We start from the raw sequence: 18,527 nt of genomic DNA on the forward strand, positions 1-18,527 counted from the left end.
GGACGTGGGTCGAACGCCCGCTGCCTCACAACCACCAGCGACCTGGACGGTGAGTTCGTTGCGCTCCGCCGGTATCGCGGAGGTGAGTCACCTCGACGCGAAGTCGGGCTGGACGAATGCCGTGACGCGGGTGCTGCGGTCGTGGAGCACCACTTCGCGGAATTGGTGGATGATCGCCCCGGTAGGGGCGTACAGGTGCTCGCCGCGGAACGGCCACTGGAACAGGGTCCCGGTGTGCCCGGGCAGCGACCCCAGCGCGGGGTCGGCATCGAGCTCGGCCTCGGTCACCTCGAACACCATTGCCACCTCGTCGGGATTGGGGCGAATCGGGTCCTCGAGCGGGCCGACCCACACCACCACCGGGGTGATCATGTATCCGGATCGGGTGACGAAGTCGTCGAGCCGTCCGAGTACCGCGCTCGAGTCCGCCGTAACCCCGAGTTCCTCCTCGAGCTCGCGCAGGGCCGCCTGCTCGGGAGTCTCACCGGCGTCGATACCGCCGCCGGGCAACGCGAACTGGCCGGGATGCGCCCGCATCCGGCTCGGGCGCAGCGTCAGCAGCAGCACCGGCCCGTCGGGACGCTCCACGACCGCCAGCGCGACCGCGGCACGGCGGCCCCCGGTATCGGCGGCGACGACCTGGAATCGATTGAGCGCGTGCGCGCACCGCTCCCGGGTCAGCACCGCGCCCCCGGGAGCCGCATCACGATCCGGAACCGAGTTCACCGTCTCCGCCGTCATCGCTCGACTGTAACCGAACGACGATGGCGCAGATGCCAGCCCGACCGTGTCGAACGAGGTGTGCCACCGACACCTTCCCGATCCGCCGAAGTCCTGGGTCCTGTCAGGGGTGGTGCTCCACCGTCGTCATGTGCCTGTACCCGATGCGGACGAGTTCGGTCAGCACGTTCAGGTCGACGTCGGCGAGCTTCGTGATGTACAGGCAGGCCGCACCGGTCTTGTGCTTGCCGAGGGTCGTGAGGAGGTCCGCAGCCCCCGGCGCGACGGTGAGTCCGTAGAGCGCGAGGTTCGTCTTCCGCGGGGCGAAGCCCACGGCGAGTGCGTCGCCTTCCCGGCCGCTGGCGTAGCGGTAGTGGTAGCTCCCGAACCCGACCATCGACGGTCCCCACATCACCGCCTGCTCTCCGGTCACCTCGCTCATCAGGTCGAGCAGCGTCCAGGCGTCGGCCCGCCGGACCGGGTGCTCGACCGTTCCCAGGAATTCCGGCACGGACTGTGTGGTGGGTTTGGTCTTGTTCTCGGCCATGATCGCAGTCTTGCAGCAACACGGCTGCCCCCGCGTGGTGAATCGGTGTAACGTTGTAATCAGTGCAACACGCACCTGCCGATCGGTCCCTGGGAGGACCATCATGACTACCTACAGGCGATTCGGCCGCCCAGGCGGCTGGCAGCAAGCCGACATCCCCGATGCGTCCGACGCGGCCGAATGGTTCGCCGGGCGACTACCCGACGACTGGTTCACCGGCCCCGCCGAGGTCGAGGTGGATCGGGAGGAGATCGTCGTCGTCGGCGCGCTTCCCCCACCCGACGAGAACAGCGACGCGACCGCGGACGGGCGCATCGCCCGCTTCCGGGAAACCACCCGCGGCGAGCGCATGCGCATCGCCGACGAGGCCGAGGCCCGCTACGGCCGGAAGGTCGCGTGGGGTGTCACCCTCGGCGATCGCCGAGTTCTGTTCACCCACTTGGCTGTTCCCGTGATGACGCGACTCCGCCAGCCCGAACGGAAGGTCCTCGACACGTTGGTCGACGCCGGTGTGGCACGCTCCCGGGCGGACGCCCTGAGCTGGACCGTCAAACTGGCCGGGCAGCACAGCGAAGCGTGGCTCGCCGAGCTGCGGGAGGCGATGCGCAAGGTCGACGATCTACGCGCCGAGGGACCACAACTCTGACAATTCGACAACGCCGACAGTTCAGCGGCGCTGCACCCACGACACCGCAGCGGTGACGGTCGCGACCGTGTCGACCCCTTCCGGCACGGCGGGCCGGCGCACCACGATCACCCGCACCCCGAGTTCGGCCGCCACGTCGAGCTTGGCGCGGGTGTAGGTGCCGCCCGAATCCTTGGTGACAAGGGTGTCGATGTGGTGTTCCCGCATCAGGTTTCGCTCGCCCTCGCGAGTGTAGGGCCCGCGGGTGCGCAGCACCGTCCATCGGGCCGGCACCTCGATGTCGAGCGGGTCGACGACCCGCACCAGGGTCTCGTGCCGGGCGAGCGGACCGACGAATCGGTGCAGGGTCTGGCGTCCCGTGCTCAGGAAGACGCGGTCGCCGCCGGCGGCGGCCGTTGCCGCTTCGTCGTGCCCGTCCACCCACGTCCACGTATCGGATCCGGCGGTTCCCGCCCAGCCCGGGCGTGCGAGCCGCAACAACGGGACACCCTCCCTCACACACGCCGTCACCGCGTTCGCGCTGATGCCGGCGGCGAACGGGTGTGTAGCGTCGACGACGGCTTCGATCGCGTTGTCCCGCAGAAACTTCTGCAAACCTTCGACCCCGCCGAAGCCCCCGATGCGGACCTCCCCGACCGGCAGTCGCGGGTCCGTGACCCGGCCGGCGAGGGAGGACACGAACGCGGTGCCGTCCGAATGCAGGTGCTCCGCGAGCGCACGGGACTCGCCGGTTCCGCCCAGGACGAGAACGGTCACGCCAGGACCCCGGTCAGCGTGGGCAGTCGCGACCTGTCCGACAGCATGCCCAGCAGGCGATCGACGTCCAGGTGCTGCTCGATCAGATCGGCCAGCACCTCGAGCCGCGCCTCCCGTTCGGCCGGGAAACTCACTGCGCCCGTGCGCACCCGACGACCGGCCGACTCCGCGACCTCCCGCAGCCAGGCCGCGCGCAGGGCGTCGCCCTCGAGGCTGCCGTGCCACATCGTGCCGAACACCGACCCGGATCGGGCGCCGCCGAGGAACTCCTCGCCGCTGCCGACGGTGATCCGCCCGTGGTGGATCTCGTACCCGGACGCGGGGACACCGAGCGCCGACCCCGCCGGCAGCCGCAGCGCCTTCTCGCGCGCGAAAACCGTACGCACGTCGAGCAACCCGAGCCCCCGAGCGGATGCCCCGGCAAACCCTTCCACACCGTCGGGGTCGTCGATCACCGCGCCGAGCATCTGGAACCCTCCGCAGATCCCCAGAATCGCGCCGCCGCGGCGGGCGTGGTCGAGCAGTGCGACGTCGAGCCCCCGCGACCGCAGCCACGCCAGGTCGGCGAGTGTCGCGCGGGTGCCGGGGAGAATCACCGCGTCGGCGCCGGCCAGCGCCCGCGGGTCGTCGACGAACCGCACCCGCACGTCGGGTTCGAGGCACAGCGCGTCGACGTCCGTGAAATTGCTGATGCGCGGCAGCATCACGACCGCCACGGTCAGCGAGCCTGCGCCGTCGTGGGCGGGACGCGACGTCAGCGCCAGCGAATCCTCCGAGTCGAGCCACAGGTCGCGCTGCCAGGGCAGCACGCCCAGCACCGGGCGGCCGGTGAGCTTCTCCAGCGAGTCCAGACCCGGGCGGAGCAGCCCCACGTCGCCGCGGAACTTGTTGATCACGAAACCGCGGATCAACGCCTGGTCGTCGGGGTCGAGCAACGCCAGCGTGCCGTACATGGAGGCGAACACACCTCCACGGTCGATGTCGCCGACCAGGATCGTCGCCATCCTGTCGTGCCGGGCCAGTCCCATGTTCACGTAATCGTGTGCGCGCAGGTTGATTTCGGCGGCACTACCCGCGCCTTCGCAGACGACGACGTCGAAACGGGACCGCAGATCGTCCAACGCCGCGAACGCCGCCTCGGCGAGATGTTTCCGGCCACCGGCGAATTCACCTGCTTCGAGCCGTCCCGCCGGTGCACCCATGACGACGACGTGGCTGGTGCGATCGCTGCCGGGCTTGAGCAGCACCGGATTCATCGCGGGCTCGGGGGTCGCGCGGGCGGCGACCGCCTGGATCCATTGGGCGCGACCGATTTCGGCGCCGGCGCCGGTGACCGGGTCGACGGTGACCATGGAGTTGTTGGACATGTTCTGCGCCTTGAACGGCGCGACCGCAAGTCCGCGGCGGGACAGGGCCCGGCAGATCCCGGTGGTCACCACGGACTTTCCTGCGTCCGAGGTGGTTCCGGCGACGAGCAGACCCTGTCCCATCGGTCAGGCGACCGCGGTGCGGCGATCGGCGCGTTCGGTCAGGAACGCGAACGCGACACCGAGCCCGGCCCACAGCGTGGCCTGCACGACGAGGGACGAGATCCGGAACTCCCACAGCAGTGTCGCCGGGAAGTCGTCGGAGACCTCGTCGACCGCCGGCAGCACCAGGTAGCCGAGGACCACGACGGCGAGGAAGACGAGCACCGGCGCCCCGAGGCGGACGGTACGCAATTCCTGCGCGGCCAGCGCCTTCCGGACGATCACGGCGACCGTGACGGCCACGAGGCCGAGCACGACGGCGGCGAGCCACAACCAGGTGCGCTGGGCGATCGTCTCCGGATCGCCGACGGCGGGCGGATTCGCCGGGTACTCGAAGAACGGAACCGCCTCGATCGCGACCCAGCCCAGTGCCGCCGTCGCCAGTGCCAGCGACCACCCGGACAGCGCGGAGTGTCGGCGCGCGAAATGCAGTACGGACGCATAGATTGCGCCGAGCGCGAGACCTGCGAGGGTGGTTGCCAGGAACAGACCGACCTTCTGGCCGGTGCGGCCGACCAGGGCATCCTCACCGTGGCTGTGGCCCTGGGCTTCTGCACTGTCATGTGAGTGCCCGTGATCCGCTGCAGCTTCCTCGAGGGCGATCGCCGCGTCGACGTGCGGTTCGCCGACGACGAAGGCGACCGCCCCGGCGAGCAGGCCCGCGACGAGACCGGCCAGCAAGCCGCGCAGCAGGAGCTGAACGAAACTGCCGGTCAGCGGAACGGACTTCGATTCGGTTGTGGCGGGGTGCATCGATCCACCCGCGCTCAGTGGCACGGCAGACCGAGCAGGTGTCGGCCGTCGTGCATCAGTTCGTGCATGAACATGCCACTGCGGGAGATCGCGCCCTGATCGAATCCGACCAGGTAGAGCACCACGAATGCGAACAGAACCGTCGCGGTGACGGCCGCGGCGAGCGCAGCGTTGCCCAGCGACTCGTCCGGAAGATGAACGACAGCCATGAAAGAGCCTCCTCGGGATTGACGCGTCCCATCGAAAAGGTCACGCGCCGAGGGAGTTTTCTGGCTCCCGGACCATCGGCCCGGTCACAGTGGCGCGACCGCTCCGGTTTCCCACCGGATTGCCTGCACCTCGACACATGCGTACGCCGAACAATTGCACTGCGCCACCGCGCATGTCAAGCGGAGGACCGTTGTGGTCGAATATCGCTCGTGTTGCGCCTGCTGCTGTTGGCCCACGCGTCCACCGACGCGATCGCGGACGTGCGCTTCCCTGCGGACGATCCGCTGTCCGATCGGGGCCGGCGCGAACTCCGGCGCGTCCACGCGCCCGCCGTCGACCACACGCTGAGCGCACCGGAGCGGTGCACCGTCGAGACCGCCGCGGGGCTGGGGATGCGCGCGGAACCGGACGCGGCACTGCGGGAACTCGACTACGGCACGTGGACGGGCCGGCCGATGTCGGAGGTGCCCGACGCCGATCTCGCGGTCTGGCTGACCGATCCGCATGCGGCGCCGCACGGCGGCGAATCGATCGCGACGCTGCTCGACCGAACCCGATGCTGGCTCGACACGATGGCGGGCAGATCGGGCCGGTGGCTGGCGGTGACGCACCCGTCGGTGGTGCGGGCCGCGACGGTCTGTGCGCTGGGCGCTCCGGTCTCGGCGTTCTGGCGCGTCGACGTGCGGCCGGTGAGCATCACCCGCCTGCACGCCCGTGACGGCAGATGGACGCTGCGGCTGACCTGACCGCCTACCAGGTGACGTCGTCCTCGCACCGGCGTCCGTCGACGACGGTTTCGATCTGCACGGTCGCATGGTCGAGGCCGTGGCCGGACAGCACGGTGCGGGCGGAGTCGAGGACCCATCGGGAGTCGTGGTCGCTGACCAGGTGCACGGTCGCGACGTCCATTCCGGTCGTCAGAGTCCACACGTGCAGGTCGTGGACCCCGGCCACGCCGGGCAGCGCCGCGAGGTCCGCGCGGACCGCGTCGACGTCCAGGTGTGCCGGCGACGCCTGCGTGAGGATCCGCAGCGAAGCAGCGGCCAGCTTCAACGCGCGCGGCACGACCCACAGCGAAATGAGGACACCGACGACGATGTCCGCGTAGTCCCAGCCGAAGCCGATGATCAACGCACCGGCGATCAGGACGCCGACGCTGCCGACCGCGTCGGCGAGCACTTCGAGGTAGGCGCCGCGGACGGCGAGGCTGTCCTTCGCGTCGCTGCGCAGCAGGTACATCACCACGAGGTTCGCGGCGAGTCCGGCGGCGGCGGTGAGGATCATCGCCAGCCCGGGCAGTTCCGGGGTGTCGCCGATGCGCTCGATCGCCTCGTAGAACACCCAGGCCGCGACGGCGAGCAGCAGGACGGCATTGGCCATCGCGGTGAGCACCTCGGCGCGGTGCCAGCCGAACGTGCGGGCCGCGGCGGTGCTGCCGCGTCGTGCCAGCAGGAGCGCGACCAGCCCCATCGACATGCCGACGACGTCGGTGAGCATGTGCCCGGCGTCGGCGAGCAGCGACAGCGACCCGATCAGCAGGCCGACGGTGGCTTCGAGGATCAGGAATCCGACGAGGATGCCGAGCGCGATCGCCATCCGGCGGATCGTCGTCCTGGAAGGACCGACGCCGCCGTTCTCGCGTCCCACTCCGTGTGAATGCCCGTGACCGGCCCCCATGACTCTCCCTCCGAATCCCGGCCAGCATATGCACACATGCGCATGTATTCAATACTTTCGTGGCGGGTGACGGGAATCCGTCACCCGGTCAGGCAGGAAATCGGTTCCCGTCATCCGAGGTGGGACGGGGTTCGGGGTCGTAGTCGCTGACGAGCTCGGGACGATAGGCGGGAGTGTCCGTGGTCGGCGGCAGGGTCGCGATCGCGGAGATGCGTTCCATGCCCGCGGCCTGCATGAGGTCGACGATCAGTGAACGCAACTGCGCGAACACCACCGTCGCGGACAGGCCGGCACCCTCGATCAGTTCCGGCCTCATCTTGCGGGCGACGCTGCGCAACACCCGCGCGGCCTCGGCCTGATCGGGTTGATCCCCCGGCTCCGCGAGGATCATCTCGCGGAGTACGTCGAGGGCTTTCGCGATGTCCTGGATGCGCTGAACGAGCCGAGGGTCGAGGATCTCGTCGTCGCGCACCAGCGACAGCGACCGCCGGGCCAGGACCCGGATGTTGCGCATCGCGTTGTCGATCGGATCGGCCGCCGCCGTCAGCCGTTCGAGCCGGGGTTTGGTGTTCCAGTACAGCGGGGAGATCCGGCTGATCTCCCGGCCACCCTTGAGGTGGGTGCGCATCCCGTCGATCGCCGGCTGCGTCGCGCGGGCCTGCTGCAGCGCCTCGTCGATCGGCTTCGGATTGTTCTCCACCAACCCGGCCTCGACCTTCCACAGCACGTCCCTGGCAGTCGCCAGGATCCCCGCCGCGTCGCGCCGCGCGCGGCGAACCGGGTGGGTCGGCACCATCGCGACCACCGCGATCCCGACGAGGCCGCCGACCAGGGCGTCGACCATCCGGTCGATGCCCCCGGTGCCTCCGGGCGGGATCAGGGTGGCGACCAGCACCGCGGAATTGCCGGCCTGCATCGCGAAGATCACGCCACCGTTGATCAGTACCGCCGTGGACATGGCCATCACCACGACCAGCGCGATCTGCCAGGGACCGCTGCCGATCATCGAGATGATCAGGTCGCCGACCCCGATGCCGATCGTGACGCCGCAGACCAGCTCCACCGATCGCCGCAGCCGCGCGCCCAGGGACAACCCGAGGGACACGACCGCGGCGATCGGTGCGAAGAAGGGACGCTCGTGCCCGACCGGACCGGTCGCCACCCACCAGGCCAAACCGGCCGCGAGCGCGCACTGGACGATCGGCAGAGCCGACCTGCGCAGTCTCGCCGCCGGTCCCCGCAGGCGGCGGCGGATCTCGGTTCGGTCGAGCAGGCGCCTATTCGACGCCGAGCTCACGAGCGGCCCGCGGATCGCAGTCCTCGAGCAGGTCGAGGCAGCGGGCGTGCTCGTCGGTCTCGCCGATCGCCTGCGCGGCCCGGGCGAGAGCGGCGACGCACCGCAGGAATCCGCGGTTCGGTTCGTGCTCGAACGGCACCGGGCCGAAGCCCTTCCACCCGTTGCGCCGCAGCTGGTCGAGGCCGCGGTGGTAGCCGGTGCGGGCGTATGCGTAGGCGGTGATCGTCTCGCCACGCTCGAGCGCGGCCTCCGCCAGGTACGCCCACGCGATGGACGCCGTCGGATGGTCCGCCGCGACCTTCGCGGGGTCCTCGTGGTTGAGCAGTGCCGATTCCGCGTCGTCGTCGCCGGGAAGCAGGGTGGGCTGAGGTCCGAGGAGATCACCGAAAGAGGTCATGGCGACCATTCTGCCCGGCGGCGCTCGAGGCTGGATAGGCTGCCCGGGAAACCGTAGGCCGTCGAACGAGGTGCATTCGTGCCGGATCCGAAGAACGAAGACGCTTCCACTCCCCCGGACGCGGCGACAGCGCCGCAGCAGCAGGCCGGATCCGACGACGCCGGATCGGACAACCCCGTGGACGCCGGCACCGGGTCCGGCGCGGCAGGTGAGCCCGAAGCGTCCGCGTCGTCGGGCGACAGTGCCGACGCAGGCGAGAGTGCCGAAGCAGGCGTGACCGACGAGCCCGCAGGTTCCGAAACACCGGAAGACGCCGGGACGGCCGAGGACGCCGGAGCTGCGAAGAGCGCCGGGACCCCGATGACCGCAGAGAGCCCGGCGGATACCGCGCCGACCGTCGCAATCCCCGCCGCCGCCGATGCCGAGACCGTGACGATCCCCGTCGCCCGCACATCCGAGACCCGCAAATCCGACGCCACCGAGCCCGACGCCACCGAGACCTCGGCCGCCGAGCCCGACGCCTCCGAAACCTCGGCCGACGAGGCGAGCGCGAAAACCGAGAAGACCGAGCAGTCCGATGCGACGGCACCGGAGGCTGTCGACGCCGAGACCGTGCAGATCCCGGTGCGGGCGCACGTGCCCAACAGGAGGCAGCCGCAGCGCATCGAGCCGCGTTCGGCGGAACCTGCCCGCCCCGAACCGCAGCGTTTCCAGCCGCAGCCGACCCCGCAGCGCATCGAACCGGCGTCCTCGGGCCGCAGCGGCAAGCGCTGGGCCGTCGCCGCGACCGTCGCGGGAGTGCTGGTGATCGCGGCGATCGTCGTGTCGGCGCTGCTGGTGTATCTCGATCATCGGGCCGAGAACTCCCCCGAGGCACGGATACGCGCGAGCGTGGACACGTTCGTGACGGCGCTCGCAGCCGGCGACCTCGCGACGCTGCGCACGTCGACGTGCGGGGGGCTGGCCGAGTTCTACGCGACGGTGGATCCGGCGAAGTTCGCGGAGATCCACGAATTGGCGGAGCAGCAGGGCTCGGTGCCGGTGGTGACGAGCATCGACAAGGTCCAGATCACGGACTCGCACGCGATCGTGCAGGTCACCGCGCATCCGACGGGGACACCGACCGATGTCACCGAGCGGACCTTCGACCTGTCCGAGGTGGGCGGGGAATGGAAGGTCTGCGGCGAATGAAAACCTGGGGCGAATGAAAACCTGGGGCGAATGAAAACCTGGGGCGAATAGTGCTCGTGCGTGTTTCCGGTAGGGCCGGTTCAACCGGTCGTTGCAACACCACTGATGATGGAGGGTGTTGCAGATGGTATGGATCGGTCGACCACCGGCGTCGGAGCAGGCACGGCTGAAGTTCTGGCAGTGCCGCAGCCAGGGCATGTCCACTCTTGCGGCGGCGTGCGAGGCGGCGGTGGCGTACTCGACGGCGCAACGGTGGATCGTGGCGTCCGGTGGGGTCCGTCCCCGCCGGACGCCACCACCGTCGGGACGGTACCTGTCCCTCGAGGACCGCGAGACGATCTCCGAGCTGCTGCAGGCCGGGAAGACCCAAACCGAGATCGCCGAGGCGTTGGGGCGGTCCCGGTCGACGATCAGCCGGGAGATCGCACGGGGGACGAACAAACGCGGCTACTACATCGCCTCCACCGCGCACCGGGCCGCGCAGGAGCGCGCGAAGCGCCCGAAACCGGCGAAGCTGTCCACCTGCGAGCGACTACGGATGTTCGTGCAGGAACGGCTCGGGAAGAATCACTCCCCGGAGCAGATCTCACGCGCCTTGGTGCGTGAGTTCCCCGACGACCCGGAGATGCGCGTGTCCCACGAAACGATCTACCTCTCCCTCTACATCCAATCCAGGGGTGGACTCAACCGCGAACTGACCCAACATCTTCGGACCGGTAGGACCTTGCGGAAAGGGCACCGCACGCCCGACGAGCGGCGGGGCCGGATCCCCGGCATGGTCAACATCAGCGAACGTCCCGCCGAGGCCGACGACCGGGCCGTGCCCGGGCATTGGGAATCTCAATGCTGTTGTCAAGCAGCTTGAGCGAGGTTGACCGGGTCCGGCTCCTGGTAGTGGGTGCGGTCGCGCAGCATCGCCCACAAGGTAGCGATTCGTCGGCGTGCAAGCGCGATCAATGCCTGCTTGTGACTCTTACCCTCGGAACGTTTGCGGTCGTAGAACCTGCGTGAGGACGGACTGCTCTTCAGACTCGACAGCGCGGCGAGGTAGCAGGTGCGCATCAAACGCCGATTGAAGCGACGGGGCCGGTGGTGGTTGCCGCTGATCCTGCCCGAGTCGCGGGGAGCAGGAGCCACCCCGGCCACCGAGGCGAGCCGGTCGGCGGTTCCGAATGCGCTCAGATCACCGCCGGTGTTGGCCAGGAAGGTCGCCGCCAGCACGGTGCCGAAGCCGGGCATGCTGGTCAAGATCTCGGCGTCACGGTGCGCGGCGAACCGTTCGGTGATCGTTGCATCGATCTCGGCGATCTCCAGGTCGAGTGCCGTGATCTTGGCTGCCATGCGTGCTACGAGCGCTGCACCCGTCGGCTGGGTGCGCAACGTGGTGTCCTGGGCGTGCGCGGCGGCGACCGCCTTGGCCGCCATCTGAGAACTGTTGCGGCAGCCGCGTTTGCGCAGCCACGTCGCGAGCCGGCTTTCGCCCATGCGTCGGATGGCCTCTGCTGTCTGGAATCCACTCAACAGGACCAACGGCGCCTTCTTGGAGTAGTCGAAGGCCGCTTCGAGAGCGGGAAAGTACTCCAGCAGCAGTGCCCGCAGGCGATTGATCATCCGGACCCGGTCGTAGATCAAGTCCGTGCGATGCGAGGTGAGCAGTCGCAGATCGGTGCTGATCTGGTCGGCGGCTCGGACAGGCCCAAGATCCCTGCGCATGCGGGCCTGGTCGGCGATGATCCGTGCGTCCTTCGCGTCGGTCTTGCCGTCCCCGCGATAGGTCGCTGCGGCGTGGTGCACGATCCGCCCGGGAATGTAGAGCACCTGCTGGCCGTGTGCTTCGAGCAAGGCGAGCAACAGCGCCGGCCCACCGGTGTTCAGGTCGGTGGCCCAGACCACGGGATCGCCGTTCGCCGTGGCGAGCACTGCCGCGATCAGGTCGAGGAGGGCACTTTCGTCGTTGACGATCCTCTTGGACAACACCACGGATCCTGCTGCGTCGATCGCGACGCAGTGATGGGCGCGTTTCCCGGCGTCGATGCCTACCCATAGTTCGCTCACGAAGTCCCTCCCCATCGTCGTCCCTACTGGGCGTCTCCTTGCCTGACAGCCGCGCCGGCACGTCCTTACCCAACGATCGGTGCGCGAGTCTCAATGAGCGGTCGAGCTGGCAGTAGGACAGCGGGTGGCCATTCCCAGTGAGCCGTCGTTGCGGCAGGGCGATCTCAGCCATACCCGCTGCCCCAAGGAGAGCGATCAGGACCTTATGTCCGGACCCTGATGTCGCCCACCGCTACAACGTAAGGAGGGCGATCTGATCATGGGCGCCGGCAACCGGTCCGCGATCGGCACCCTCGTCGAACGCACCACCCGGTTCGTGATGCTGCTGCACCTGCCGGACGGGCACTCCGCCGAGCACGTCAACGCCGCGCTGGCCGCCAAGATCCGGGAGTTGCCCGCGGCGCTGGCCCGCTCGATCACCTGGGATCAGGGCACCGAGATGACCCAGCATGCCCGGTTCACCGTCGACACCGGCGTGCAGGTCTACTTCTGCGACCCGCACTCACCGTGGCAGCGGGGCTCGAACGAAAACACCAACGGACTGCTTCGTCAGTACTTCCCCAAGGGCACCGACCTGTCCGTCCACACCGCCGAGCACCTCGACTTCGTCGCCGCCGAACTCAACGAACGTCCCCGCAAGACGCTCGACTGGCATACTCCAGCCGAGCGCCTCGACGAGGTGCTTGTTGCGACGACCGCATGAATCCGCCTAGCCGGAGCTACCGGAAACACGCACGAGGGGTGTTCTAGCCTGCGGAGACCGAGCGGCCGGCCGACTTCAGGTCGTTGCAGGCCTCGATGACGCGGGCGGTCATCGACGCCTCGGCCTTCTTGAGGTAGCTGCGCGGATCGTAGGTCTTCTTGTTGCCGACCTCGCCGTCCACCTTGAGGACCCCGTCGTAGTTCTGGAACATGTGGGCCGCGATGGGACGGGTGAACGCGTACTGGGTGTCGGTGTCGACGTTCATCTTCACGACGCCGTAGCTCAGCGCCTCGTCGATCTCGGACTTCAGCGAGCCGGAGCCACCGTGGAAGACCAGGTCGAACGGCTTGGAACCGGCCGGCAGACCCAGCTTCTTCGAGGCGGCGGCCTGGCCCTCGGCGAGGACGGACGGCTTGAGCTTGACGTTGCCCGGCTTGTAGACGCCGTGGACGTTGCCGAACGTCGCGGCCAGCAGGTACTGGCCCTTGTCGCCGGCGCCGAGCGCATCGACGGTCTTCTCGAAGTCCTCGATCGTGGTGTAGAGCTTCTCGTTGATGGCGTTCTCGACGCCGTCCTCTTCACCGCCGACGACGCCGATCTCGATCTCGAGGATGATCTTCGCGGCCTGCGCGGCCGCGAGGAGCTCTTGGGCGATCTCGAGGTTCTCGTCGATCGGAACGGCCGAGCCGTCCCACATGTGCGACTGGAACAGCGGGTTGCGGCCGGCGTTCACGCGTTCCTGGGAGATCGCGATGAGCGGGCGCACGAAGGTGTCGAGCTTGTCCTTCGGGCAGTGGTCGGTGTGCAGGGCGATGGTGACGTCGTACTTCTCGGCGACGACGTGCGCGAACTCGGCGAGCGCGACCGCGCCGGTCACCATGTCCTTCACGCCCAGACCGGAACCGAACTCGGCACCACCGGTCGAGAACTGGATGATGCCGTCGCTACCGGCGTCCGCGAAGCCCTTGATGGCGGCGTTGATGGTTTCGGACGACGTGCAGTTGATCGCGGGGAACGCAAAGGAATGCTCCTTGGCGCGGGCGATCATCTCGGCGTAAACCTCGGGAGTCGCGATAGGCACAGCGGCTGTCCTCCAGATGAGATGTTGTCGCCTACCTGCGGTGCCGGTAGGCGCAAGGGTTGTCCTTGCAGTATGTCAACAGTCCCCGGAACTGCACAGTTGGGTTCGGCTCCGAACTGCGGCGCGGGCCGGTCGCGGCGACACCGAGCCTCGTCGGTCCGTGTGCCGCCGGTACTCTGAAGACCGTGACTTTCTTGGAAACCTCGGAATCTGTGACCAATCTGGCCCTGTTACCGGGATTCCTGGATCCGGTCAATCTGCTCAATTCGTTCGGCACGTGGGTCCTGATCGGCCTGCTGCTGGTCGTGTTCATCGAGTCGGGTCTGCTGTTCCCGCTGCTGCCGGGCGACTCGTTGCTGTTCACCGCCGGCCTCGTCGTCGCAGGAAAGTCCGCGGAGGTCGACGCGTTCGCGCCGCTGTGGGTGCTGCTGGTGCTGGTCCCGATCGCCGCGATCCTCGGCGACCAGGTGGGCTACCTCATCGGCACGAAGGGCGGCACCGCCCTGTTCAAGAGCAACGACGCGAAGATCTTCAAGAAGAAGTACATCGACGAGTCGCACGCGTTCTTCCTGCGGCACGGCCCGATCACGATCGTGCTGGCCCGGTTCGTGCCGATCGTCCGCACGTTCGCGCCGCTCGTGGCCGGTGCCGCGAAGATGCCCTACCGCGTGTTCATCACCTACAACATCATCGGTGGTGTGCTGTGGGGCGCGGGCATCACGCTGCTCGGTTACCTGCTCGGGCAGATCGGGTTCATCCGCGACAACATCGACCTGATCTTCCTGCTCATCGTGTTCGTCTCCGTCGTGCCGATCATGATCGAGGTCGGCAAGCGCTTCCTCGGCAAGGGCGACAGCGAGGAGTCCGGCAGCGCACCCGCGCCGGGCAACGCCACCACAGCGGACCGGGGCTCCGACAACGAGAAGACCCTGGTCATCGACACCTCGGCGTTCGCCGACCAGCCGCGGCGCACCGACGACTCGGCCGTCGACACCACGCCGATCCCGACTCCGGGTCAGCCGAACAGCTGACCGAGGCGACGACGAGGCCCCTTCGCTGCGGAAGGGGCCTCGTGCGTTTCCGGGTACCGCCTCTAGACCGCGATGGCCGCGAACTGGCTGGCCGGGCGCGGCAACCCGAAGTGGTCGCGCAGCGTGCGGCCGCTGTACTCGGTGCGGAACAGGCCGCGTTCCTGCAGGATCGGCACGACCTGCGACGTGAACGCCTCGAGTCCCTGCGGGTACTGCGGCGGCATCACGTTGAAGCCGTCCGCGCCGCCCTGCGTGAACCATTCCTCGATGGTGTCGGCGACCTGCTCGGCGGTGCCGGCGAACACACGGTGGCCACGCGCGCCCGCGAGCCGATGCAGCAGGCCGCGCAGCGTCGGCCGGTCCCGTTCGACGATGTTCGCGACGACCTGCTTGCGGCTGGCCGTGTTGTCGGTGACGGTGCCCGCCTCACCGAACACCTCGAGCGGGACCGTCTCGTCGAGCCGGAGGTGACGCAGCGACACCTGCGCGATGTTCTCGAGCTGGGTCAGCCCGTACTCGACGACCGTCAGCTCGTTGAATTCGCGTTCGAGCGCGTGGGCCTCGGCCTCGATGTCGCCGATGAACGGGCTGATGCCGGGCAGGATCTTCACGTGATCGGGGTTGCGGCCGAATTCGACCGCCCGCTTCTTGATGTCGGCGTAGAACGCCTGCGCGTCGGACAACCGCTGGTGGGCGGTGAAGATCGCCTCCGCATACCGGCCGGCGAAGTCACGGCCGTCGTTGGACGACCCGGCCTGCACGAGCACCGGATGGCCCTGCGGCGAGCGTGCCGCACCGAACGGCCCGGCGACCTTCAGGTGCTTGCCCTCGAAATCGATCGGGTGGATCTTCCCGGTGTCCGCGTAGATGCCGCGGTCCTTGTCGATGACGAGCGCATCGTCCTCCCAGCTGTCCCACAGCTTGACGACGGCATCGACGAACTCGCGGGCCCGTTCGTACCGGGTGGCGTGGTCGGGGTGCGCGTCGAGCCCGAAGTTGGCGGCGGCCTTGTCGGTGCCGGTGGTGACGATGTTCCAGCCGGCGCGGCCCCCGGAGATGTGGTCGAGCGAGGAGAACAGGCGAGCCAGGTTGTAGGGCTCGTAGTAGGTGGTCGACGCGGTCGCGATCAGACCCAGGTGGGTGGTGGCCGACGCGATCGCGGTGAGCAGCGTGATCGGCTCGAAGCCGTAGGTCGCGTTGAACCGCACGTCGGTGCGCAGCGCCGGACCGTCGGCGAGGAACACCGCGTCGAGCTTCGCCGCCTCCGCGGTCCGTCCGATGTCCTGGTAGTACGTGACGTCGTAGAGCCGCTCCGGGCTGCTGCCCGGATGCCGCCACGATGCCTCGTGGTGGCCGGTCGGATAGATGAAGGCGTTGAGGCTGAGCTGACGTCGTTGTTCGGTCATGTTCCTACAAGTAGACCCGGGCCCGCGTCGCGAACAGGGTTAAGGTTGCGACGATCGTAAAGCCCGCTCGGTCGCGACCGCGTGTGCCGCTTCCATCAGCATCCATCCGCCGAGCTGCACCGACAGGTCCCGTTCGGCGATCTCGGACTCGTGGACGGTACCGCCGGAGAACCGGGCGATGGCGTGACCGGAGCCGGGCAGCCGGGCCTGCACCGACCAGTCCCGGCCGAACAGCGGGAGTTCCTCGATCTGCAGGCGGTTGTCCCAGGCCGCGTCCGCCGACATCAGCACCAGGCGGGCGGCGGTGTTGCGGGCGCGTTCGTCGTCGACGTCGTGGACCGGCAGACTCGTCGCGACCATCGCGAGGTACCGGGCGAGGATGCCGTTGAACAGTCCGCCGTCTCCCCCGCCTCCGCCGGTGATGACGCTGGCGTCGGCGAGTTCGAGGTCGACGGCGTCGACGAGGGCGTGCACCCGCTTGCGGTGCCGGTCGTCGCCGATGCGGATCGCCAGGTCGGTTTCGAGTCCGAGCACCACGCCCTGGCAGTAGCTGTAGATCGCGCGTTCGATCTTCCCGTTGCGGATGCCGTCGAAGATCAGGCCGGTCTCGGGATCCTTGAGGGTCTCGTCGATCCAGTCCGCGATCTCCTGGGCGCGCCACACCTTGCCGGTGCGGGACAGCAGGAGACCGGCGGGCCCGTTGGCGGGGGTGTTGAAGAAGTTGTCGCGTCGACGCCACGGCAATCCGCCGCCGCGCTCGGGCTGCCACGCCGCGAACAGCGCGTCCTCGAGATCCGCGATGCCCTTGCGGTGATCCACCAACAGGTGCCGCTGTGCGCGTTCGAGCGCGAGACCGAGCCACGCCATGTCGTCGTAGTAGTTGTTGGTCCACCCGGTGAGGTTGCGGATGCGGTGGGTGCGCGTGAGCCGGACGACGCGTCGCCGGCGTCGCGGTGTCGCATCGCGTTCGGCGGCGTCGACGGCGAGATCGATCAGGTGCGCCTGCCACCAGTAGTGCCACGTGAGGAACAGCCGTTCGCGGCGAACCGGGGGCCATCCGACGACCCCCATGGCGGTACCGGGCAGAGCCCACAACCGGCGTATGTGCCGGGAGTCGACGGCAGCCTCGGCGGCATCGGCCCGCTCGGTCCACAGTTCCGACATGACGTCGATCATCCTCACTTCACGATGGGTGTGCTACCACCAGGCGACGTACGTCACCACGCACGCGTCAGGTCCGCATGTTGACGTATCCAGGCGTGCATCGCGATTCCCGCGGCGACCCCGGCGTTGATGCTGCGGGTCGAACCGAACTGGGCGATGGACACCGTCGTCGACGCGACCTCCCGCGCCCGCTCGGTGACGCCGGGGCCCTCCTGCCCGAACAGCAGCAGGCAGTGGTACGGCAGCGTCGTCGTCTCCAACGGCACCGAACCCGGGGTGTTGTCGACCGCGACGATCTCGATGTTGCGGTCCGCCGCCCAATCGATCAACGCGTCCACATCCGGATGGTGCATCAGATGCTGATAACGGTCGGTTACCATGGCGCCCCGGCGATTCCAGCGTCGGCGACCCACGATGTGCACGGTGGCCGCGGCGAACGCGTTCGCGGTACGCACGACCGTGCCGATGTTCGCGTCGTGCCCGAAGTTCTCGATCGCCACGTGCAGCGGATGCCGGCGCGTGTCGATGTCCGCGACGATCGCCTCCCGCGTCCAGTAGCGGTACGCGTCGACCACGTTGCGGCGGTCGCCGTGCGCGAGCAGTTCCGGGTCGTAGCGCGGATCCTGCGGGGGTTCGGTACCGAACTCGTCGATCCAGGGGCCGACGCCGTGCGGGTGCTCACCCCACTCGGTCGGTCCGGCAGCCTCGTCGTCGGGGGTCACGGTCAGAACGTCTCGTTCGAACCGGCCGCGACCGTGAAGCCGTGTCCGGTGCCGTCGTTGACGCAGGTGACGTCCGTCTCGGTCGTGGTGCACGAGTACCCGAGCTTCGACAGCGTCGCACCGGCGGGCAGTACGGCGGTGTCGCCGTCGGACAGGTAGACCGGGCCGCCGGAGCACATGAACGCACCCTCGCCCTCGTTGGCAACCCGAATACCGTTGCCCCAGTTGACGACACAGTCGTCGGGTCGCGGCGGAACCGGATCGGTGGTGCCTTCACATCCGGCTTCGGTGCGGGTGGGCAGCTTGACGATGCCGCAGTGGAACTGCCCGTCCGGGCTGGTGAAGTAGTACGACTCGTTGCGCTCGTAGGGCACGTCGACGAGCGAGGTCGGCGCTTCCGGCTCGGTCGTCGCGACGGTCGTGGTGACCGGTTCCGTCGTCGTGGTCACCGGCGCGACGGTCGTGGTGGTCGGCGCCGGAGTGCTCGTGGTGGTAGTCGGTGCCGCCGCAACGGATTCCGTCTGCGTGCTCTCGTCCGTGCTCCCACATCCCGCGAGCAGCAGACCCGCCACCGTCACCACACCGATCGACGTCACCCGACGCACGTTCACGCAACTCCCTCCGAAGACCCGGGTGTCACTC

Annotated in this window: 20 protein-coding genes, 1 pseudogene and 1 riboswitch; of the genes and pseudogenes, 6 read left to right on the forward strand and 15 right to left on the reverse strand. The window is 68.6% G+C overall.

All coding sequences use genetic code 11. The features are described 5' to 3' along the window. Positions 1-87: 87 nt before the first annotated feature. Positions 88-741, reverse strand: coding sequence for an NUDIX hydrolase (locus ACWDTS_RS03790; RefSeq protein WP_450111561.1), 654 nt, complete (start codon positions 739-741; stop codon positions 88-90). Positions 742-844: 103 nt separating this feature from the next. Further along, positions 845-1,267, reverse strand: a complete 423-nt coding sequence (locus ACWDTS_RS03795) for a DUF1801 domain-containing protein (protein ID WP_450117618.1) — start codon at positions 1,265-1,267, stop codon at positions 845-847. A gap of 103 nt (positions 1,268-1,370) precedes the next feature. Between ACWDTS_RS03795 and ACWDTS_RS03800 the strand changes: the two genes are divergently transcribed. Next, positions 1,371-1,913, forward strand: a complete 543-nt coding sequence (locus tag ACWDTS_RS03800) for a hypothetical protein (RefSeq protein WP_450111563.1) — start codon at positions 1,371-1,373, stop codon at positions 1,911-1,913. Positions 1,914-1,934: 21 nt separating this feature from the next. Here ACWDTS_RS03800 and ACWDTS_RS03805 read toward each other — a convergent pair whose 3' ends face one another. From ACWDTS_RS03805 to ACWDTS_RS03820, 4 genes are read right to left on the reverse strand one after another with little or no spacing between them, the layout of a single operon-like run. Continuing rightward, positions 1,935-2,669 (reverse strand): cobalt-precorrin-6A reductase, encoded by a 735-nt coding sequence (locus tag ACWDTS_RS03805; RefSeq protein ID WP_450111564.1) that lies wholly within the window; start codon positions 2,667-2,669, stop codon positions 1,935-1,937. Beyond that, positions 2,666-4,159 carry a cobyric acid synthase gene (locus ACWDTS_RS03810; protein ID WP_450111565.1) on the reverse strand — a complete coding sequence of 498 codons (1,494 nt, stop codon included), beginning with the start codon at positions 4,157-4,159 and terminating at the stop codon, positions 2,666-2,668. The genes ACWDTS_RS03805 and ACWDTS_RS03810 overlap by 4 nt, the downstream gene beginning before the upstream one ends. A 3-nt stretch (positions 4,160-4,162) precedes the next feature. Continuing rightward, complete coding sequence (locus tag ACWDTS_RS03815; protein WP_450117619.1) at positions 4,163-4,951, reverse strand: CbtA family protein; 789 nt, start codon at positions 4,949-4,951, stop codon at positions 4,163-4,165. A 14-nt stretch (positions 4,952-4,965) separates the two neighbouring features. Next, a complete protein-coding gene (locus ACWDTS_RS03820) occupies positions 4,966-5,160 on the reverse strand; it encodes a CbtB domain-containing protein (protein ID WP_248672956.1) in 195 nt (64 codons plus the stop codon). Between the two features lie 34 nt (positions 5,161-5,194). After that, positions 5,195-5,308, reverse strand: a riboswitch (cobalamin riboswitch). Positions 5,309-5,361: 53 nt separating this feature from the next. Between ACWDTS_RS03820 and ACWDTS_RS03825 the strand changes: the two genes are divergently transcribed. Continuing rightward, positions 5,362-5,907 carry a histidine phosphatase family protein gene (locus ACWDTS_RS03825; RefSeq protein ID WP_450117706.1) on the forward strand — a complete coding sequence of 182 codons (546 nt, stop codon included), beginning with the start codon at positions 5,362-5,364 and terminating at the stop codon, positions 5,905-5,907. Positions 5,908-5,911: 4 nt separating this feature from the next. Here ACWDTS_RS03825 and ACWDTS_RS03830 read toward each other — a convergent pair whose 3' ends face one another. From ACWDTS_RS03830 to ACWDTS_RS03840, 3 genes are all read right to left on the reverse strand, one after another. Continuing rightward, positions 5,912-6,838 (reverse strand): cation diffusion facilitator family transporter, encoded by a 927-nt coding sequence (locus ACWDTS_RS03830; RefSeq protein WP_197254879.1) that lies wholly within the window; start codon positions 6,836-6,838, stop codon positions 5,912-5,914. An 88-nt stretch (positions 6,839-6,926) separates the two neighbouring features. Beyond that, positions 6,927-8,111, reverse strand: a complete 1,185-nt coding sequence (locus ACWDTS_RS03835; protein ID WP_197254946.1) for an FUSC family protein — start codon at positions 8,109-8,111, stop codon at positions 6,927-6,929. Positions 8,112-8,115: 4 nt separating this feature from the next. Then, positions 8,116-8,532 (reverse strand): DUF3151 domain-containing protein, encoded by a 417-nt coding sequence (locus ACWDTS_RS03840; protein ID WP_248672954.1) that lies wholly within the window; start codon positions 8,530-8,532, stop codon positions 8,116-8,118. Positions 8,533-8,610: 78 nt separating this feature from the next. Here ACWDTS_RS03840 and ACWDTS_RS03845 point away from each other — a divergent pair, with 78 nt between their 5' ends. Together ACWDTS_RS03845 and ACWDTS_RS03850 are read left to right on the forward strand one after the other, a co-directional pair. Next, positions 8,611-9,723 (forward strand): Rv0361 family membrane protein, encoded by a 1,113-nt coding sequence (locus ACWDTS_RS03845; RefSeq protein ID WP_450117620.1) that lies wholly within the window; start codon positions 8,611-8,613, stop codon positions 9,721-9,723. A gap of 124 nt (positions 9,724-9,847) precedes the next feature. Then, a complete protein-coding gene (locus tag ACWDTS_RS03850; protein WP_450117621.1) occupies positions 9,848-10,588 on the forward strand; it encodes an IS30 family transposase in 741 nt (246 codons plus the stop codon). On the opposite strand, the gene ACWDTS_RS03855 is transcribed toward ACWDTS_RS03850, so the two are convergent. Continuing rightward, a complete protein-coding gene (locus ACWDTS_RS03855) occupies positions 10,576-11,793 on the reverse strand; it encodes an IS110 family RNA-guided transposase (protein ID WP_248676135.1) in 1,218 nt (405 codons plus the stop codon). The genes ACWDTS_RS03850 and ACWDTS_RS03855 overlap by 13 nt on opposite strands. A 226-nt stretch (positions 11,794-12,019) precedes the next feature. On the opposite strand from ACWDTS_RS03855, the pseudogene ACWDTS_RS03860 reads away from it, so the two are divergent. Further along, a pseudogene (locus ACWDTS_RS03860) lies at positions 12,020-12,481 on the forward strand (IS30 family transposase); the annotation flags it as partial. 43 nt (positions 12,482-12,524) lie between these two features. Here the strand turns inward: ACWDTS_RS03860 and fbaA are convergent. Next, positions 12,525-13,562: a class II fructose-bisphosphate aldolase gene (gene fbaA, locus ACWDTS_RS03865; RefSeq protein ID WP_197254877.1), complete on the reverse strand. Its 1,038-nt coding sequence runs from the start codon at positions 13,560-13,562 to the stop codon at positions 12,525-12,527. A gap of 194 nt (positions 13,563-13,756) precedes the next feature. Between fbaA and ACWDTS_RS03870 the strand changes: the two genes are divergently transcribed. Then, positions 13,757-14,593 (forward strand): VTT domain-containing protein, encoded by an 837-nt coding sequence (locus ACWDTS_RS03870; protein WP_450117707.1) that lies wholly within the window; start codon positions 13,757-13,759, stop codon positions 14,591-14,593. A 62-nt stretch (positions 14,594-14,655) separates the two neighbouring features. On the opposite strand, the gene ACWDTS_RS03875 is transcribed toward ACWDTS_RS03870, so the two are convergent. The 4 genes from ACWDTS_RS03875 to ACWDTS_RS03890 are packed head-to-tail and all read right to left on the reverse strand — an operon-like array spanning position 14,656 to position 18,496. Further along, complete coding sequence (locus tag ACWDTS_RS03875) at positions 14,656-15,999, reverse strand: LLM class flavin-dependent oxidoreductase (RefSeq protein WP_450117622.1); 1,344 nt, start codon at positions 15,997-15,999, stop codon at positions 14,656-14,658. A gap of 39 nt (positions 16,000-16,038) precedes the next feature. Continuing rightward, positions 16,039-17,163: a glycoside hydrolase family 76 protein gene (locus tag ACWDTS_RS03880; protein WP_248672951.1), complete on the reverse strand. Its 1,125-nt coding sequence runs from the start codon at positions 17,161-17,163 to the stop codon at positions 16,039-16,041. A gap of 53 nt (positions 17,164-17,216) precedes the next feature. Beyond that, a complete protein-coding gene (locus tag ACWDTS_RS03885; protein WP_248672950.1) occupies positions 17,217-17,885 on the reverse strand; it encodes a TrmH family RNA methyltransferase in 669 nt (222 codons plus the stop codon). Between the two features lie 2 nt (positions 17,886-17,887). Next, positions 17,888-18,496 (reverse strand): DUF6636 domain-containing protein, encoded by a 609-nt coding sequence (locus ACWDTS_RS03890; RefSeq protein WP_248672949.1) that lies wholly within the window; start codon positions 18,494-18,496, stop codon positions 17,888-17,890. Between the last annotated feature and the right edge of the window lie 31 nt (positions 18,497-18,527).

The organism is Rhodococcus sp. NPDC003383 (assembly GCF_053589115.1).

Coding starts and splice junctions, on each gene's coding strand:
- ACWDTS_RS03790 (WP_450111561.1), bottom strand. CDS start 741: ATGACGGCGGAGACGGTGAACTCGGTTCCGGATCGTGATGCGGCTCCC.
- ACWDTS_RS03795 (WP_450117618.1), bottom strand. CDS start 1,267: ATGGCCGAGAACAAGACCAAACCCACCACACAGTCCGTGCCGGAATTC.
- ACWDTS_RS03800 (WP_450111563.1), top strand. CDS start 1,371: ATGACTACCTACAGGCGATTCGGCCGCCCAGGCGGCTGGCAGCAAGCC.
- ACWDTS_RS03810 (WP_450111565.1), bottom strand. CDS start 4,159: ATGGGACAGGGTCTGCTCGTCGCCGGAACCACCTCGGACGCAGGAAAG.
- ACWDTS_RS03815 (WP_450117619.1), bottom strand. CDS start 4,951: ATGCACCCCGCCACAACCGAATCGAAGTCCGTTCCGCTGACCGGCAGT.
- ACWDTS_RS03820 (WP_248672956.1), bottom strand. CDS start 5,160: ATGGCTGTCGTTCATCTTCCGGACGAGTCGCTGGGCAACGCTGCGCTC.
- ACWDTS_RS03830 (WP_197254879.1), bottom strand. CDS start 6,838: ATGGGGGCCGGTCACGGGCATTCACACGGAGTGGGACGCGAGAACGGC.
- ACWDTS_RS03840 (WP_248672954.1), bottom strand. CDS start 8,532: ATGACCTCTTTCGGTGATCTCCTCGGACCTCAGCCCACCCTGCTTCCC.
- ACWDTS_RS03850 (WP_450117621.1), top strand. CDS start 9,848: ATGGTATGGATCGGTCGACCACCGGCGTCGGAGCAGGCACGGCTGAAG.
- ACWDTS_RS03855 (WP_248676135.1), bottom strand. CDS start 11,793: ATGGGGAGGGACTTCGTGAGCGAACTATGGGTAGGCATCGACGCCGGG.
- ACWDTS_RS03875 (WP_450117622.1), bottom strand. CDS start 15,999: ATGACCGAACAACGACGTCAGCTCAGCCTCAACGCCTTCATCTATCCG.
- ACWDTS_RS03880 (WP_248672951.1), bottom strand. CDS start 17,163: ATGTCGGAACTGTGGACCGAGCGGGCCGATGCCGCCGAGGCTGCCGTC.